Here is a 15,624-nt window from a genome sequence, read left to right as displayed (position 1 = left end):
AGCAAATAAATAATGGCGAAATTATTTGAATTCATATTTTTTGTTGTTGTTGCTTATTTTGTATTTAAATTTTTAAATCAATTTTTTACTAAAACTACTATTAAAACAAATCATAGAAATACAAATAATCAAACAAAATCCCAGTACAAACAACAAAACCAAAAGTCTAAAACCTCAGATATAAATTGGGATGCTGAAACCATTGATTATGAAGAAATAGATTCTAACGAAAATGAAAAAAAATAATTTATTTCCTATTTTAGGCTGTCTTGTTTTATTTGCAATTATTTCATTTGCATACTTTACACCGCTTTTGTCTAACAAATATATCTCTCAACCCGATATTATTCATTACAAAGGCGGAGCGCATGAATTGGAAGAATATAGAAAGATACATGGAGAAGATACTTATTGGAGTAATTCCATGTTCGGAGGGATGCCGACCTATCAAATGGGAGCTAACTATCCTTCAGACATAATTAAAAGTATAGATCGTATTCTTCGATATTTTCCTACACCTGCCAGCTATCTTTTTTTACTTCTTAGCGGATTCTTTCTTTTAGGTATGGTTTGGTTAAAGAACTGGAAATATGCACTGCTAGGAAGTGCAATGTTTGCTTTTTCTACTTATTTTTTTATCATCATCGGTGCTGGACATAATGCCAAAGTACATACCATTGCTTATTTTGCTCCATTTGTAGCTGGTGTATATTTATTATATCAAAAAAAGTATGTTTGGGGCTTTATTTTATCTACTCTATTTTTATCCTTACAAATAGCGGCGAATCATCCTCAGATGACATACTATCTTTTTTTAGCTTTAGGAATATTTGCAGTTGTTGAAATTATTCAAACTATAAAATATAAGACCTATAAATCCTTTGCAATTTCAACCGCTTTATTGATCGTAGGTTTATTTTTAGCTGTAGGTATGAATTCATCTCGCTTACTTTCAACCTATGAATATTCTAAAGAAACGACAAGAGGTAAATCTGAATTAACTATAAATCAAAATCCTACATCCTCCGTTAAAGGATTAGATACGGATTATATTACGCATTGGAGCTATGGCATTTTGGAAACGGCAAATTTGTTTGTTCCAAATTTTATGGGAGGTGGAAACAATGAAAAGGGTTTTAAACCTGATCATTTACAATCTGCTTTGCAGCAAAGCATTAAGTCAGAAGAGGAATATCAGCAATTTCAAAAAGCATTTAACGGTTCTTATTGGGGAGAACAACCTGGTACTTCAGGCCCTGCTTACCAAGGAGCTGTAGTAATTTTCTTGGCAACACTAGCCTTATTTTATTACAAAGGTAAATACAAATGGTGGTTAGTCTCTGCTACACTACTAAGCTTTTTATTAGCATGGGGTAAAAATTTTGGAATTTTTACAAATTTTATGATTGAGTATTTTCCTTTCTATACCAAATTTAGAGCAGTTTCATCTGCCTTAGTCATTGCAGAATTTACAATCCCTTTACTTGCATTGCTGGGTCTTTACGCTTATTTCAATGATAAAACTTTAAAATTAGCCTATAAGAAAAAGGTTTTACTAGTCAGTTCTGGTGTTATTATACTAGGATTATTGATCTTATATTTATTTGGACTCTACCTGTTTAGTTTTCATACCAAATTAGAAGGGGAATATATTAATACTTCCATCCTGGAAGCTATTAAAGAAGATAGATTTAGTTTATTTCAAAAAGATGTATTAAGAACTTTAATATTTGTCATATTTACAGGAGGAATACTATACGTTTCACTGTTAAATAAATTGAAATCAGATTATTTGGTATTATCCTTAGCTATCTTATCATTGATAGATTTATGGGGAGTAAATAAACGTTATTTGAATGATGAAAACTTTGTAGAAAAATCACTTTACAAAAATCCGTTCCCAACCCAAGCATCAGAACAACAAATTCAAAGAGCAGAACAAGATCCAAGTTTAGCAAGAATTTTAAATGTAATACCTGTCAATCAAGTATTGGAAGAAATAAAAGAAAAAGATCCTTCCAATTACAGAATATATAATCTTTTATTAAGTCCCTTCAACGAAACGAATACTTCTTATTTTCATCAATCCATTGGAGGTTATCACGGTGCAAAATTAAGACGCTACCAAGATGTAATTGACTTTTATCTTACGGATAGTTTGAATTTTCCAATTTTGGATATGTTGAATACAAAATATATTATTACCGCTGATTCAATCATACGTCCGATACCTAATCCCAATAATAATGGAAATGCTTGGTTTGTGAATGATCTTGTTTTTGTTAATAATGCGGACGAAGAAATAACTCAATTGGTAAAAATTAATAATAAAAAACAAGCCATTGTAAATCGTAAATATCAACAAGAGTTAAATATTTCTAAACCTAAGGACTCTTTAAAAGGAACCATAACGTTAGAAAAGTATCAACCCAATCAACTAACTTATAAATCGTATAATCCCAACGAACAGCTTGGCATTTTCTCAGAGATTTATTATCCATACGGTTGGACAGCTACTATTGATGATAAACCGGCAACTATTTATCCGGCAAATTATCTTTTAAGAGCATTGAAGATTCCTAAAGGTACACATACCATTGTATTTACATTTGATCCTCCGGTTATTCATAAAGGCAAAACGATCACACAAATATCATTTATAATCTTTATTCTTTTAAGCGCCGGATTTTTATTTTGGGATTCCTGGAAAAATAAAAAACACTCAGTTCAGTCTTAATATAATGTGCAGATAAATGAAAAAAAAAATTTTAATCGTTTCCTATTATTGGCCCCCTGCCGGGGGTCCAGGAGTTCAAAGATGGTTAAAATTTACAAAATATTTACCAGAATATGGTTTTGAACCGTTTGTTTATATACCAGAAAATCCATCCTATCCCATTTTAGATGATTCATTGGAAAAAGAAATATCTTCAAAGGTTAAAATCTTAAAAAATAGAATATGGGAACCTTACCAAATTGCTGAAAAGATTAGTAAAAAGAATAAGAATTATAAGGCAGGTCAGTTTGAAACAGAAAAAAAAGAGAGTTTAATCTCTCAATTATCCGTATTTATTAGAGGAAATTTTTTTATTCCAGATGCAAGAAAGTATTGGATTCAGCCATCCATCAACTTTCTAGAAAAATTTTTAAATAATCATGAAATTGATTATTTAGTAACTACAGGACCACCGCATAGCATGCACATGATTGGTTTAGGATTAAAAGAAAGATTCCCTCTGTTGAAATGGATTGCAGATTTTAGAGATCCTTGGACACAAATTTCTTATTATTCTCAGTTGAAACTAACTTCATGGGCGGATAAGAAGCATAAATTTCTAGAAAAGAAAGTTTTGCAAAAAGCAGATCTTATTCTTTCCACCAGTTATACTGATAAGGTTAATTTTGAAAAATTAGGGGCAAAGAAAGTATCTTGTATAACCAATGGTTTTGATTCAGAAAGCCAAATAAATTTGCCCTCTAGTTCGTTATTTATATTGTCCTACGTTGGAATGTTGGAAACACTAAGAAATCCTACCAATTTATGGGAAGTTTTACAGGATCTACTTTTGAATAATGAAAATTTTAAAAAGGATTTTCAATTAAGATTTGTAGGAAAAATAGCAGATTCTATTCTTGAAAAAATTAAGCATAGTTCCTTAAAAGACCATACCACTATTCTGGGATATGTCTCTCATGAGGAAGCAATCCAAGAAATGAATCAATCTAATTTATTACTTATTACCAATTTTCCAGAAGAAAAATCAAAAGGCATTATACCGGGTAAGTTGTTTGAGTATTTAGCTTCCAATAAAACAATTTTATCTTTAGGTTATCCGGATTCAGATGTAAAAAAGATTCTTCAGGAAACCCAAGCCGGAGAGCATTTTACCTTTGATGATTACGATAAATTAAAATCCTTTATATTAGATGAATATCTAAAGTGGAAAAATAATTTACCTACAAATAAAGTTTATTCTACCCAAAAATTTCATAGGAAAGAATTAACTAAGAAATTGGTAGAATGTTTGGAAGGGCTTTAATAATAAAGTATATTTTTATATTGCAAATGCTATCTTACTAATTTCATTTATATATTTGTACAAATTTATTATGAATCATCTAACCCCTCGTAATAAATAATTAAATCTTAATAAATTCTTTAAAAAGTATTTTTACTTAATAAATCATGCGAACAAAATCAATAGGTAAGAAAAAAATTAACATCATTACTTTAGGCTGTTCTAAAAATGTATATGATTCTGAAGTGCTAATTAATCAACTTAAAGCGAATAATAAAGAAGTGGTTCATGAGCAAAAGGGAGATATTGTTGTGATTAATACCTGTGGATTTATTGACAATGCAAAAGAAGAAAGTATTAATACTATATTAGAATGTGTGGAACAAAAAGAGCAAGGACTGATAGAAAAAGTTTTTGTGACCGGTTGTCTTTCAGAAAGATATAAACCAGATCTGGAGAAAGAAATTCCCAATGTAGATCAATATTTCGGAACTCGAGAATTACCACTATTATTAAAAGCTTTAGGAGCAGATTATAAACACGAATTGGTTGGTGAAAGATTAGTGACAACTCCTAGACACTATGCCTACTTAAAAATTGCCGAAGGTTGTGATAGACCTTGCAGCTTCTGCGCTATCCCTTTAATGAGAGGAAAACATATTTCAACCCCTATTGAAAAACTTGTTCAGGAAGCTCAGGCTCTAGCAAAAGGCGGAACTAAAGAATTAATATTAATAGCACAAGATCTTACCTATTACGGCTTAGATTTATACAAAAAAAGAGCTTTAGCAGATCTTCTTAAAGAATTGGTACGAGTGGAAGGAATTGAGTGGATTCGCTTACATTATGCGTTTCCAACAGGATTTCCACACGATGTTTTAGAACTAATGAAAGTTGAAACTAAAATTTGCAACTATTTAGATATTCCATTGCAACATATTTCTGACAGCATTTTAGCTTCAATGAAAAGAGGTACCAATAAGGAGAAAACTAATCGTTTATTGAATGAATTTAGGACTATAGTCCCGGATATGGCTATAAGAACTACCTTAATTGTAGGATATCCCGGTGAAACTAAAGAGAATTTTGAAGAACTAAAAGAGTGGGTAAGAGAACAAAGATTTGATCGTTTGGGGTGCTTTACTTATTCACACGAAGAAAACACCACCGCATACCAATTGGATGATTCTATTTCGGATGAAGAAAAAATGGAAAGAGTAAATCAGATTATGGATATACAATCACAAATATCATGGGAACTTAATCAAGAAAAAATTGGAAAAAATTTCAAATGTATTATTGATAGGAAAGAAGGAGATTATTTTGTAGGTAGAACTGAGTATGATTCTCCAGATGTGGATAATGAAGTACTTATTACTGCCAATGACCTATATTTATCCCCAGGTAGTTTTGTGAATGTAAAAATTACTAAAGCGGAGGATTTTGATTTGTATGGGGAACTTCTATAGTTTTAACTAAATGTATGATCGATAAAATAATTATTACGAATTTATTTAATTATTAGTTATTTATAAATTCCTTAAATTTGATAATCAATCATTAATAAATAATATATAAAATAAAATGAAAGATTTTGAAATAAATAAAAAATCAATTAAATTCCTTGAAAAATATCTTAATACACCATCCCCAACAGGAGCAGAAAGCGAAGGGCAAAAAGTTTGGATAGATTATATTAAGCCATTCGTTGATGAAGTTAGAACCGATAATTATGGTACAGCTTATGGAATCGTTAATCCAACAGCCGATTATAAAGTGGTTATTGAAGCCCATGCGGATGAAATTTCTTGGTTTGTAAATTATATTACAGAAGATGGACTGATATACGTGGTTAGAAATGGAGGTTCAGATCATATGATTGCACCTTCTAAACGTGTAAACATACATACTAGTAAAGGTATTGTGGAAGGTGTTTTCGGTTGGCCAGCGATTCATACAAGAAATTATACTGCTGCCGAAGAGGCGCCAAAGGTTGAAACGCTTTGGGTTGATTGCGGTGCAACTTCAAAAAAAGAAGTTGAAAAATTAGGAATTCATGTTGGTTGTATCATTACTTATCCAGATGAATTTTTTATATTGAATGATAATTATTTTGTTTGTAGAGCTTTAGATAATAGAGTAGGAGGTTTTATGATTGCTGAAGTAGCCAGATTATTAAAAGAAAATAAAGACGAATTAGGCTATGGGCTATATGTAACGAATTCTGTACAAGAGGAAGTGGGTTTAAGAGGTGCAGAGATGATTACTCAAACCATAAAACCCAATGTTGCTATAGTGACAGACGTTACGCACGACACTTCAACCCCCATGATTGAAAAGAAAAAACACGGGGAAATTAAATGTGGAGAAGGGCCTGTAATTTCTTATGCGCCAGCCATACAAAACAATCTTAGAGATTTAATTATACATACCTCAGAAAAAAATAAAATTCCTTTTCAAAGACAAGCGTCTAGTCGATTTACAGGTACGGATACTGATGCTTTTGCTTATTCTAACGGCGGAGTTCCTTCAGCATTAATTTCTCTACCTTTACGCTACATGCATACCACCGTAGAAATGGTTAATAAAAAAGATGTGGAAAATGTAATAAAGTTAATCTATCAAACCTTAAAAAACATCAAGCCTAACCATAGTTTTAAATACATATAAAAATATTAAGAATATTTCTATAAAGCTAAATCATTCAGATTTAGCTTTTTTTATTTTCAAATATTTGGCGTATAGATTAGTTCAACTATTAATAAAACCGAATAATATTTTCAATAATAAAAATAATAAAGGATAAATTTGTCCTTTATTATTTTTATGTATATATTTGATTATAGATATAAAATATCATATGTTTTCAAAGAGTTGTGAATATGCAATTAGATCCTGTTTGTTTATTGCTATAAAATCTAGCAATAATTATAAAGTGGGAATTAGAGAGATTTCTAACGAAATTAATTCTCCCATTGCATTTACAGCTAAAATTTTACAAAAATTAGGTAAAAATCATTTAATAAAATCATTGAAAGGACCCAAGGGAGGTTTTTACCTTGAAGGTAAAGATTTAGAAAATATAAAATTATCTCATGTGGTTTCAGCCATAGACGGCGAATCCGTTTATAAAGGTTGTGCCTTAGGCTTGCCTAAATGTTCTGAAACCCAACCATGTCCCGTTCACTTTAAATTTAAATCCATAAGAGAAGAATTAAGTAAAATGTTGTTATCAACCAGTTTAAAGGATTTAATAGACGGATTGGATAGGGGAGAAACTTTCTTAAAAATAAAATAAATATTAATAAAATTAAATTATTTACTCAATGGAAACCATGTTTAAAAAAGCTACAGTAGGAGAAATAGTAGCTGAAAATTATAAAACTGCAGCAGTATTTTCAAAACATAAAATTGATTTTTGTTGCAAAGGAGACAGAACTTTAGAACAAGTTTGCGAAAAAAAATCAGTAGATTATTCAACCTTAGTTAATGAATTGAATGAGGTAATAAAAGATAAATCTTCTGGTGAAGATTTTAATACTTGGCCATTAGATCAATTATCTGATTACATTGTTAGAACCTATCATGAGTATATAAGAGAAAAAATCCCACCATTAACACAGTTTTTAACTAAGGTAGATAAAGTACATGGAGATGGACATCCTGAATTGCATGAAATCTTAGCCATATTTTTAGAATCTGCTGAGGATTTACAAACTCATTTAAGAAAAGAAGAGATGATTTTATTTCCATTTATTAAACAAATGACTCAGGCAAAAAACAATGGTCAACCATTGCCTACTCCTCCTTTTGGTAGCGTTGAAAATCCTATTGAAATGATGAAAGATGACCATTCAATAGAAGGAGATAGATTTAGAAAAATTTCAGAATTGTCTAATAATTATACACCTCCTGAAGGAGCTTGTAATACTTATAAAGTATCTTTGGCTATGCTTCAAGAATTTGAAGAAAAATTGCACGAGCATATTCATTTAGAAAATAATATTCTATTTCCTAAAGCCATTCAGTTAGAAAGTACTTTTTAAATTATTTTATTTTTCAATGAACAAGAGCTGGGTTCTATTAAATCTATCCAATCTATTAATTGTTTCGTTTCTAGGAATAATACTTAGATTTTTCCAGCTCTTTCATACTAAATATTTATATGGAAATTATTTACATACACATTCCCATGTAGCCATTTTAGGTTGGATGTTTTTATCTTTTTTTATTGCAATCTACTATTTTTTTATACCTAAAAATAATGGTAATCTAAAAAAATTTAAGACACTTTACATTATTTCGCAAATAAGTGTTTGGGGTATGTTGCTAAGTTTTCCCTTTCAAGGCTATGGATCAATTTCCATAGCTTTTTCAACCATACATATTTTATGTGCTTATGCCTTTGTATGGCTAATATGGAAAAATATAAATTTGAAGGAATATGACCAAAAATTCTTAAAAACTTCCCTCATATTTATGGTTATTTCCACCTTAGGGATATGGGGTTTAGGAGGTGTAATATCAATAGTTGGTAAAAATTCATTTTTATATCACTTAGCTATACAGTTTTTTTTACATTTTCAAATTCAGGGATGGTTTCTATTTGCTTTATGGGCATGTTTATTTAAGTTGATAAAAAATAAATTATCCATTTATCCAAACTATAGCAAAGCGTTTTTCAATTTAAATCTAATTGCAGTAATATTTTCCTTTTCCTTACCTATTTTAAAATATCAGGAAAATCAAATTCCTTATCTAAATATTTTTCTACATCTAAGTAGTATTTTAAACTTCATTGCCTTGTTAATTTATTTAAAACATATTCATCCTAAGATTAAAACTATAATAAATAGTGAACCTGCTTATTGTTCCATGGCGTATCATACCTTTTTATTAAGTTATATTTTAAAAATAATTGTACCTATATTTTTACTTATTTCTAATTCTATTAATGAAATAATAATTATAAATAATTTTTACATAGGATTTATACATCTTACAGTTTTAGGAGTTTATTCCTTTTTTATATTTTTTTTAATGAGTCTTAAAATTGAAAAAAGAAATTTAAATAAATTCACCTTAGGATTAGGCTTAGTGATCATAGCCTTTATAATAACTGAACTATTATTAATGATTCAGGGTTTCTTTATCTATTTTAATTTAGGAAGTTTAAAATTTTATTATCCACTAATAATTAGTTCTTCCATCTTATTTCCCATTGGGATTGTATTGATTTTATTAAATTTTCTTCCACAGAGGATAAATAAATTTAAATAAATTTGATTTATTGACTAATAGTTAGAATTTTTTTCCAGTTATACAATTTTGGATTATAAGTTTTATTATAAAATTTAACATAAGCAACCAACTGTTCTTCAGTTGTAAAATTTCGCACATTTAATTTTCCAAAAGTTTTAAATTTATTAAATATTTTATTAAAATTTTTATTTTGTAAAGAATCTTTAAATATTGAAATTGAAACTCTAGTTCTATATCCAGGATTATCTTTTATTTTCATAGGTAATAAATTAACTTTTTCAACTAAGAATGAATCAAGTTCATTATATTTAATATATTTTAGTTTACTAGGATTTAAATAGATGTAAGGATATTTAGTTGAATCAGATATAAATATTAGTTTTTCACTATTAAATAATACAAGTGTTGCTTCTTGGTTTTTGTTCGGTATAAAGCGTCCTTGGTCTTCAAAAAAATAAATTGTTGAATCATTATAAAATATAAAATTGTACAACCCATAAATGCCCTGATTTTTTAGTTTTGAGTAGCTAAACTTAGAATTAAGTTTTGATTTGTTATACTCAGCTAAAATGAATATATCATCTTTATTATTCATTAAAAAAGTATTCTCGCTTTTTTTTACAGGAAAACAATAAAAATACGAATCCAATAGCAAGCGATATATATCCAATTGGTATTAATCTATATATTTCCATATAACAATATTAAATATATTTAATTGTTAAAACTTTATATAATTTATAAAATTTCAAAATAAGGTATTAACTCTAATACTAATTTTTATATTACAAAAAAGATATATCAACAATATAAACATTCAATTTCTAGGAATATATATACATAAATCTTATTTTTGCAGTACACCCATTGAAATATTATCATGTCACAAACTTCTCATGAATTTGATACGATTATAAATAACTGCCAAACATTATTCAAAAATAAAATGCTGGATTATGGAGCGGCTTGGAGAATATTAAGATTACCCTCTTTAACCGATCAAATCTATATAAAAGCGAACAGAATCAGAACCATTCAAGAAAAAGGAGAGCAAAAAGTGGAAGAAAATATTGACAATGAATTTATTGCAATTGTTAACTATTCCATAATGTCACTGATTCAATTGGAAAAAGGAGTAGCCAATCAACCGGATTTAAGTGTTGAGCAAGCTTTAGAATGGTATGTAAAAAAAGCCGAGGAAGCTAAAAATCTAATGTTAGCTAAAAATCATGACTATGGAGAAGCTTGGCGAGATTTACGTATAAGCTCCATAACAGATCTAATTTTACAAAAATTGTTAAGAGTAAAACAAATCGAAGATAACATGGGAAAAACAATAGTTTCAGAAGGTTTGGAAGCCAATTATTTTGATATCGTTAACTATGCAGTATTTGCACTTATTCTCTTAAACAATCAAGGAAATAATAAATGAAATATATCACCCATTTAGTTAGAATTATTGTAGGGATTATTTTTATTATATCAGGATTTGTAAAAACCATTGATCCCATAGGGTTTTCTTATAAATTAGAAGAGTATTTTGGACCCGGAGTATTTAACATTCCAATATTAGAAAACTTTGCATTGCCCCTTTCAATTCTATTTGTAATTCTTGAAGTGTTAGTAGGGGTGTTGTTACTCTTAGGAATGTGGAAAAGATTAACAGTATATTTACTTCTTACACTTATCGTGTTTTTTACTTTTTTAACCTTTTATTCCGCCTATTTTAATAAAGTAACAGATTGCGGTTGTTTTGGAGATGCTTTAAAGTTAACCCCTTGGATGTCTTTTATTAAAGACATTATCCTATTAGTAATGATTATATTTTTAGTAAGGCAAATCAGATTTATAAAACCATTTTTAAAATACAAAACAAATAAAATAATAGTTATATTGTCATTAATTCTATGTATAGTAGTGGCTTACCAAGGAATTGCTCATTTACCAATTATAGATTTTAGACCTTATGCTGTTGGAAAAGATTTAAAAAAAGGCATGCAAGACGGAAGTCCACAGGTTGAATCCATTGTATATACCTTAGAAAATTTAAAAAATAAAGAAGAGAAAAGGATGACTTCTGATGAGTATATTAATTCAAATATATGGGCTGATACATTAACTTGGAAGATTAAAAATTCTGATATTAAAATAATTAAAGAAGGAGTTTTACCCTCTGTGCATGACTTTATTATTGATTGTGGAGGTCAAGATCGAACAGAATCCATTTTAGAAGAAAATAAAATAGTGGTGATTACGGTGCCTTATGCAGAAAAAATGAGTTTATTAGAAAAAGCAAAGCTTAAAAAAATTATTTCGGATTTAAAAGTTAAAAGGCTTAAGTACGTACTTATGGCTAATGATCCACAAAAATTAAGAATTCCAAACGCATGTATATCAGACCAAACCACCATAAAAACTATCAATAGAAGTAATCCAGGATTTATGGTATTAAAAAAAGGAATAGTAGTTGCTAAATATCATGGGGATGACTTTCCATCCTTAAAAAAAATTGAAAAATTATAATAAATATTTGAATTTAAAATGAGAAAAAAAATAGTTGCTGGAAACTGGAAAATGAATAAAACGCTTTCTGAAGCCAATACTTTATTAGCTGAAATAGATTCTTACGTAAAAACTAACGATCCTAAATGTGAAGTAGTTGTAGGAATTCCTTACCTATATTTAGCGAATGCTAAAGAAAAATATGAAAATTTAAATATTTATGCTGAAGATGTTTCAGAACATCAGTCAGGGGCTTATACGGGAGAAATTTCAGCAGAAATGCTTAAATCTGTTCATGTAGATGGAGCTATCATTGGACATTCCGAAAGAAGACAATACCATAAAGAAACCGATGAGCAAATTGGAGCTAAGGTTAAAATTGCTTTAGAAAATGGTTTAACTCCAATTTTTTGTAACGGAGAATTATTAGAGGAAAGAAAGTCAGGAAAACACTTTGAAGTTGTAAAAAAACAAACAGAAGTTGCTCTTTTTCAATTGTCCCCAGAGGAAATTAAAAAAGTAGTGATCGCTTACGAACCGGTTTGGGCTATAGGTACAGGAGAGACAGCTACCCCAGAACAAGCACAAGAAATTCATGCGTATATTCGTTCATTAATAGCAGAAAAATACGGAAAAGAAATTGCTGATGAAATTTCTATTTTATATGGAGGAAGTGTTAAACCAGCCAATGCCAAAGAAATTTTTTCTAAACCTGATGTTGACGGTGGATTAATTGGCGGAGCATCCTTAAATATTAAGGATTTTGGAGCTCTGATTCAGACATATTCAGATTTATAAGTAATATTAAATAAATAAAAAACGCTTTTAAAAAGCGTTTTTTATTTATTTATAGAAATATAATTTTATTTAGGAGGAGAAAGAAATATAAAAGGTTTACAAGGAATATTTCTTAGAATTGTATAAAGAATTATTACAATTAATACTATTTGCCCCAACCGTTTTGAAAATATAAAACCTTGCTGAAATTTTTTATTTTTAAATAAATAAACTTCTATAATTACATATAATAGATATATAAATAAAGGAATAAAATAAATAAATATATTGTACTGCAAAGCTTTCCAAAATTCACCATGTAGAAGGAAATGAAAAGCTCTTTGTCCTCCACATCCCGGACAGTTTAAACCCGTAAATTCCTTAAATGAGCAAGTAAAACCTAAATTAGTTTCTTCTGGATTTATATAATAATAAAAAAGGACTAAAAATAAAAGCGAGAATAGGAATATCAACCATATTAAAAATTTAAAACCTTTTTTCATTCTCTAAAAACTTTAAAAACATCTATGCGCACAAGGTCTACATAGGCGAATTAGTCCAAATTTAAAATTCCTTTTATGGTATTAAAAAATATAGGAAAAATAATATTGATAATTAAACCTATGGCAAATAATCCAATGGCAATAAGAGATAGAATCTTAGCCGTTTGAGAAGATCTTTTAGCCCCCAAATAATCTTGAAGAATAAATTTATCTTTAACTTGATTAGCATAAACAATTGCTATTATTCCTAAAATTAAACTTAAACAATTAAAAGAACAACAAGAAATAAAGGTTGCAATAATTGCTAAAGGCATATGAGTATTAGGAAGAATAGGAGTACTATTTAATTGATCAAATTCAGAATCTGAATAAAAATTATCGTTATACTGCATATCTAATAGTAGTGTTACGTTTATAGTAGTGTTACGTTAAACTTTAAATAACAAATATAAGTGATTATTTAAAAAGAAATTAATAATCGTTGAAAAACAATTAAATTTGAAGATCTAATCACTAGAACTATGAAAGCACTTATTATTGTTGACATGCAAAATGACTTCCTACCCGATGGGAGTTTGGCTGTTGAAAATGGCAACGCTATTATACCCAAAATAAATAGTATTCAAGCGAAATATGATTTGGTGGTAGCAACCCAAGATTGGCATCCAAAAAATCATAAAAGTTTTGCAACACAACATCCTGAAAATAAAATATTTGACCAAATTATATTGGAAGGTTTATATCAAACCTTATGGCCAGAACATTGTGTGCAAGGAACCCAAGGCGCAGAATTTTCATCGTTATTAAATCAAAACTTAATAGAAGCTATTTTTAGAAAGGGCATGGATGAAAATATTGATAGTTACAGCGGTTTTTTTGATAATGGAAAAAAGAAAAGTACAGGCTTAGAAGAATACTTAAAAGCAAAAAAAATAAAAGAAATACATGTTTGCGGTTTAGCGGCAGATTTTTGTGTGTATTATACAGCCAAAGATGCCTTAGATCTTGGTTTTAAAACTTCTATTATTGAGAATGCAACCATTGCTATAAATCCACTTAATTTTAATGAAATAAAAATAAATTTTCAAGAAAAAGGAGGAGAAATCATTCAATTATAATAATGGTTTATGAATAACATATATTTAAAATTAAATATTTCCAAACAAATGTTTATTCTTTAAACATTTGTTTGAAATCTATGGATTCTTTACCCGGAAGAATTTGATTAAGCACAATTCCAATAATTGAGGCTAAGGCCATGCCTTCCAATGAAAATAAATCGCCAACATGTATAGCGGCACCCCCTATACCAATCACTAAGATAACCGAAGCAATTATTAAATTACGTTTCAGGCTAAAATCAACTTTATTTTCTACCAACATACGTAATCCACTAGAAGCTATAATCCCGAAAAGAAGAATAGAAACTCCGCCCATAACTGGGGTAGGAATAGTACTTAATACCGCTGCTATCTTACCACAAAAACCAAATAATATAGCAAAGATAGCTGCTCCAATAAAAAGGTATATGCTATAAGCTCTAGTTATGGCAAGAACACCAATATTTTCCCCATAAGTGGTATTGGGTGGTCCACCTAATAGAGCCGCAAACATGGTTGCAACCCCATCTCCCAACATAGATTTATCCAATCCAGGGTCTTTGATTAAATCTTTATCAACAACTTTGCTTAACACCAATTGATGACCTATATGTTCAGCAATAGGTACTATAGATACGGGAATCATAAGTAATAGAATACGAGTAGAGATGCCCGGCGTATAATCTATAAATGGAAAAGTAAAAGGAGGAACTTCAAACCAATCAGCCTGTAAAACTGTAGTAAAATTTACCAGGCCCAGTAAAGAAGAAAATATGTATCCACCTACTATGCCTATTAATACCGGAATAACACTTAAAAAACCTTTAGTAAATACAGCAACAAGTATGGTTATTGTTAACGTAACAAATCCAACCGCAACGTATTTTAAATCGTATCCCTGTGTGTCAATGTTATTCGTTACCATACCTACGGCAGTAGAGGCTAATCCTAAGCCAATAACCATAATCACCGGTCCTACAACAATAGGAGGGAGCAGTTTCATGAGCCATTGGGTGCCCACTTTAGATATAACTAAGGCTACGCAAGCATAGGTGAGACCCACAAAAAAACAGCCCACTAAAAAATCTCCGGAACCTACTCCAGAATTAGGATCAGTAGCTAAACTTTTCGCTACTAAAATAGGATTTATAAAAGCAAAAGAAGAACCTAAATAAGAAGGAACTTTTCCTCTTGTAATAACAATAAAAGTAAGGGTAGCTATACCGCTGGATACCAAAGCAACGGCTGGACTCATTCCTGTTAAAGCTGGTACCAATACGGTTGAGCCAAACATTGCAAATAAATGCTGTATGCTTAATAGTATCCATTGCAAGAACTTGGGGCGCTCATTGATTTGTAATACCACCCTTGGATTTTTCTCTTTCATTTTACTTTTATCTATATAAATTAGTCCTTTCCTAAATTAAAATCTTCATATATAATACTAAGAATAGATTTATA

At 29.5% G+C, this 15,624-nt stretch carries 16 protein-coding genes; 12 read left to right on the top strand and 4 right to left on the bottom strand.

Annotated features, from left to right (window positions below; genetic code table 11):
- Positions 1-12 precede the first annotated feature (12 nt).
- The 8 genes from ETU08_RS10625 to ETU08_RS10590 all read left to right on the top strand — a co-directional run bounded on the left by ETU08_RS10625 (position 13) and on the right by ETU08_RS10590 (position 9,299).
- Complete coding sequence (locus ETU08_RS10625) at positions 13-246, top strand: hypothetical protein (protein ID WP_146263002.1); 234 nt, start codon at positions 13-15, stop codon at positions 244-246.
- Positions 233-2,737, top strand: coding sequence for a YfhO family protein (locus ETU08_RS10620; protein WP_146263001.1), 2,505 nt, complete (start codon positions 233-235; stop codon positions 2,735-2,737). Before ETU08_RS10625 ends, ETU08_RS10620 begins: the two co-directional genes overlap by 14 nt.
- A 16-nt stretch (positions 2,738-2,753) precedes the next feature.
- On the top strand, positions 2,754-4,040 hold the full coding sequence (locus ETU08_RS10615; protein ID WP_146263000.1) for a glycosyltransferase family protein: 1,287 nt from the start codon (positions 2,754-2,756) through the stop codon (positions 4,038-4,040).
- A 146-nt stretch (positions 4,041-4,186) separates the two neighbouring features.
- Entirely contained in the window at positions 4,187-5,488 is a 1,302-nt protein-coding gene (rimO, locus tag ETU08_RS10610) for a 30S ribosomal protein S12 methylthiotransferase RimO (protein WP_146262999.1), read from the top strand.
- A gap of 115 nt (positions 5,489-5,603) precedes the next feature.
- Positions 5,604-6,689: a M42 family metallopeptidase gene (locus tag ETU08_RS10605; protein ID WP_146262998.1), complete on the top strand. Its 1,086-nt coding sequence runs from the start codon at positions 5,604-5,606 to the stop codon at positions 6,687-6,689.
- 190 nt (positions 6,690-6,879) lie between these two features.
- Entirely contained in the window at positions 6,880-7,317 is a 438-nt protein-coding gene (locus ETU08_RS10600; RefSeq protein ID WP_146262997.1) for an RrF2 family transcriptional regulator, read from the top strand.
- A 28-nt stretch (positions 7,318-7,345) separates the two neighbouring features.
- The gene (gene ric, locus ETU08_RS10595; RefSeq protein WP_146262996.1) at positions 7,346-8,065 is read left to right on the top strand and encodes an iron-sulfur cluster repair di-iron protein; all 720 of its coding nucleotides are present in this window, start codon (positions 7,346-7,348) and stop codon (positions 8,063-8,065) included.
- Positions 8,066-8,081: 16 nt separating this feature from the next.
- Positions 8,082-9,299, top strand: a complete 1,218-nt coding sequence (locus ETU08_RS10590) for a hypothetical protein (protein ID WP_146262995.1) — start codon at positions 8,082-8,084, stop codon at positions 9,297-9,299.
- 7 nt (positions 9,300-9,306) lie between these two features.
- On the opposite strand, the gene ETU08_RS10585 is transcribed toward ETU08_RS10590, so the two are convergent.
- A complete protein-coding gene (locus ETU08_RS10585) occupies positions 9,307-9,876 on the bottom strand; it encodes a hypothetical protein (RefSeq protein WP_146262994.1) in 570 nt (189 codons plus the stop codon).
- A 285-nt stretch (positions 9,877-10,161) separates the two neighbouring features.
- Between ETU08_RS10585 and ETU08_RS10580 the strand changes: the two genes are divergently transcribed.
- From ETU08_RS10580 to tpiA, 3 genes are read left to right on the top strand one after another with little or no spacing between them, the layout of a single operon-like run.
- Positions 10,162-10,713, top strand: a complete 552-nt coding sequence (locus tag ETU08_RS10580) for a DUF1599 domain-containing protein (RefSeq protein WP_146262993.1) — start codon at positions 10,162-10,164, stop codon at positions 10,711-10,713.
- Positions 10,710-11,804 carry a BT_3928 family protein gene (locus ETU08_RS10575; protein WP_146262992.1) on the top strand — a complete coding sequence of 365 codons (1,095 nt, stop codon included), beginning with the start codon at positions 10,710-10,712 and terminating at the stop codon, positions 11,802-11,804. The genes ETU08_RS10580 and ETU08_RS10575 overlap by 4 nt, the downstream gene beginning before the upstream one ends.
- 18 nt (positions 11,805-11,822) lie before the next feature.
- Positions 11,823-12,581, top strand: a complete 759-nt coding sequence (tpiA, locus tag ETU08_RS10570) for a triose-phosphate isomerase (RefSeq protein ID WP_146262991.1) — start codon at positions 11,823-11,825, stop codon at positions 12,579-12,581.
- A 65-nt stretch (positions 12,582-12,646) separates the two neighbouring features.
- Here tpiA and ETU08_RS10565 read toward each other — a convergent pair whose 3' ends face one another.
- Both ETU08_RS10565 and ETU08_RS10560 read right to left on the bottom strand, forming a co-directional pair.
- Complete coding sequence (locus ETU08_RS10565; RefSeq protein ID WP_146262990.1) at positions 12,647-13,063, bottom strand: DUF2752 domain-containing protein; 417 nt, start codon at positions 13,061-13,063, stop codon at positions 12,647-12,649.
- Positions 13,064-13,113: 50 nt separating this feature from the next.
- Positions 13,114-13,455: a CD225/dispanin family protein gene (locus ETU08_RS10560; protein ID WP_146262989.1), complete on the bottom strand. Its 342-nt coding sequence runs from the start codon at positions 13,453-13,455 to the stop codon at positions 13,114-13,116.
- A 129-nt stretch (positions 13,456-13,584) separates the two neighbouring features.
- Here ETU08_RS10560 and pncA point away from each other — a divergent pair, with 129 nt between their 5' ends.
- The gene (pncA, locus tag ETU08_RS10555) at positions 13,585-14,181 is read left to right on the top strand and encodes a bifunctional nicotinamidase/pyrazinamidase (protein ID WP_146262988.1); all 597 of its coding nucleotides are present in this window, start codon (positions 13,585-13,587) and stop codon (positions 14,179-14,181) included.
- A gap of 52 nt (positions 14,182-14,233) precedes the next feature.
- Here pncA and ETU08_RS10550 read toward each other — a convergent pair whose 3' ends face one another.
- Positions 14,234-15,550 carry a solute carrier family 23 protein gene (locus ETU08_RS10550; protein WP_146262987.1) on the bottom strand — a complete coding sequence of 439 codons (1,317 nt, stop codon included), beginning with the start codon at positions 15,548-15,550 and terminating at the stop codon, positions 14,234-14,236.
- Positions 15,551-15,624 lie beyond the last annotated feature (74 nt).

The sequence above is a fragment of the Apibacter muscae genome, assembly GCF_007845635.1.
In the GTDB taxonomy this organism is placed as follows: Bacteria; Bacteroidota; Bacteroidia; order Flavobacteriales; family Weeksellaceae; genus Apibacter; species Apibacter muscae.
Note: the sequence above shows the minus strand (reverse complement) of the source record. Positions and strands in the feature narration are given on the sequence as shown.

Bases quoted from the DNA above. Each gene is read 5' to 3' on its own strand.
- tpiA (WP_146262991.1), top strand. From the start codon at position 11,823: ATGAGAAAAAAAATAGTTGCTGGAAACTGGAAAATGAATAAAACGCTT.
- ETU08_RS10600 (WP_146262997.1), top strand. From the start codon at position 6,880: ATGTTTTCAAAGAGTTGTGAATATGCAATTAGATCCTGTTTGTTTATT.
- ric (WP_146262996.1), top strand. From the start codon at position 7,346: ATGGAAACCATGTTTAAAAAAGCTACAGTAGGAGAAATAGTAGCTGAA.
- ETU08_RS10590 (WP_146262995.1), top strand. From the start codon at position 8,082: ATGAACAAGAGCTGGGTTCTATTAAATCTATCCAATCTATTAATTGTT.
- ETU08_RS10620 (WP_146263001.1), top strand. From the start codon at position 233: ATGAAAAAAAATAATTTATTTCCTATTTTAGGCTGTCTTGTTTTATTT.
- ETU08_RS10550 (WP_146262987.1), bottom strand. From the start codon at position 15,550: ATGAAAGAGAAAAATCCAAGGGTGGTATTACAAATCAATGAGCGCCCC.
- ETU08_RS10580 (WP_146262993.1), top strand. From the start codon at position 10,162: ATGTCACAAACTTCTCATGAATTTGATACGATTATAAATAACTGCCAA.
- ETU08_RS10560 (WP_146262989.1), bottom strand. From the start codon at position 13,455: ATGCAGTATAACGATAATTTTTATTCAGATTCTGAATTTGATCAATTA.
- ETU08_RS10575 (WP_146262992.1), top strand. From the start codon at position 10,710: ATGAAATATATCACCCATTTAGTTAGAATTATTGTAGGGATTATTTTT.
- ETU08_RS10585 (WP_146262994.1), bottom strand. From the start codon at position 9,876: ATGAATAATAAAGATGATATATTCATTTTAGCTGAGTATAACAAATCA.
- ETU08_RS10605 (WP_146262998.1), top strand. From the start codon at position 5,604: ATGAAAGATTTTGAAATAAATAAAAAATCAATTAAATTCCTTGAAAAA.
- pncA (WP_146262988.1), top strand. From the start codon at position 13,585: ATGAAAGCACTTATTATTGTTGACATGCAAAATGACTTCCTACCCGAT.
- ETU08_RS10615 (WP_146263000.1), top strand. From the start codon at position 2,754: ATGAAAAAAAAAATTTTAATCGTTTCCTATTATTGGCCCCCTGCCGGG.
- ETU08_RS10625 (WP_146263002.1), top strand. From the start codon at position 13: ATGGCGAAATTATTTGAATTCATATTTTTTGTTGTTGTTGCTTATTTT.
- rimO (WP_146262999.1), top strand. From the start codon at position 4,187: ATGCGAACAAAATCAATAGGTAAGAAAAAAATTAACATCATTACTTTA.
- ETU08_RS10565 (WP_146262990.1), bottom strand. From the start codon at position 13,063: ATGAAAAAAGGTTTTAAATTTTTAATATGGTTGATATTCCTATTCTCG.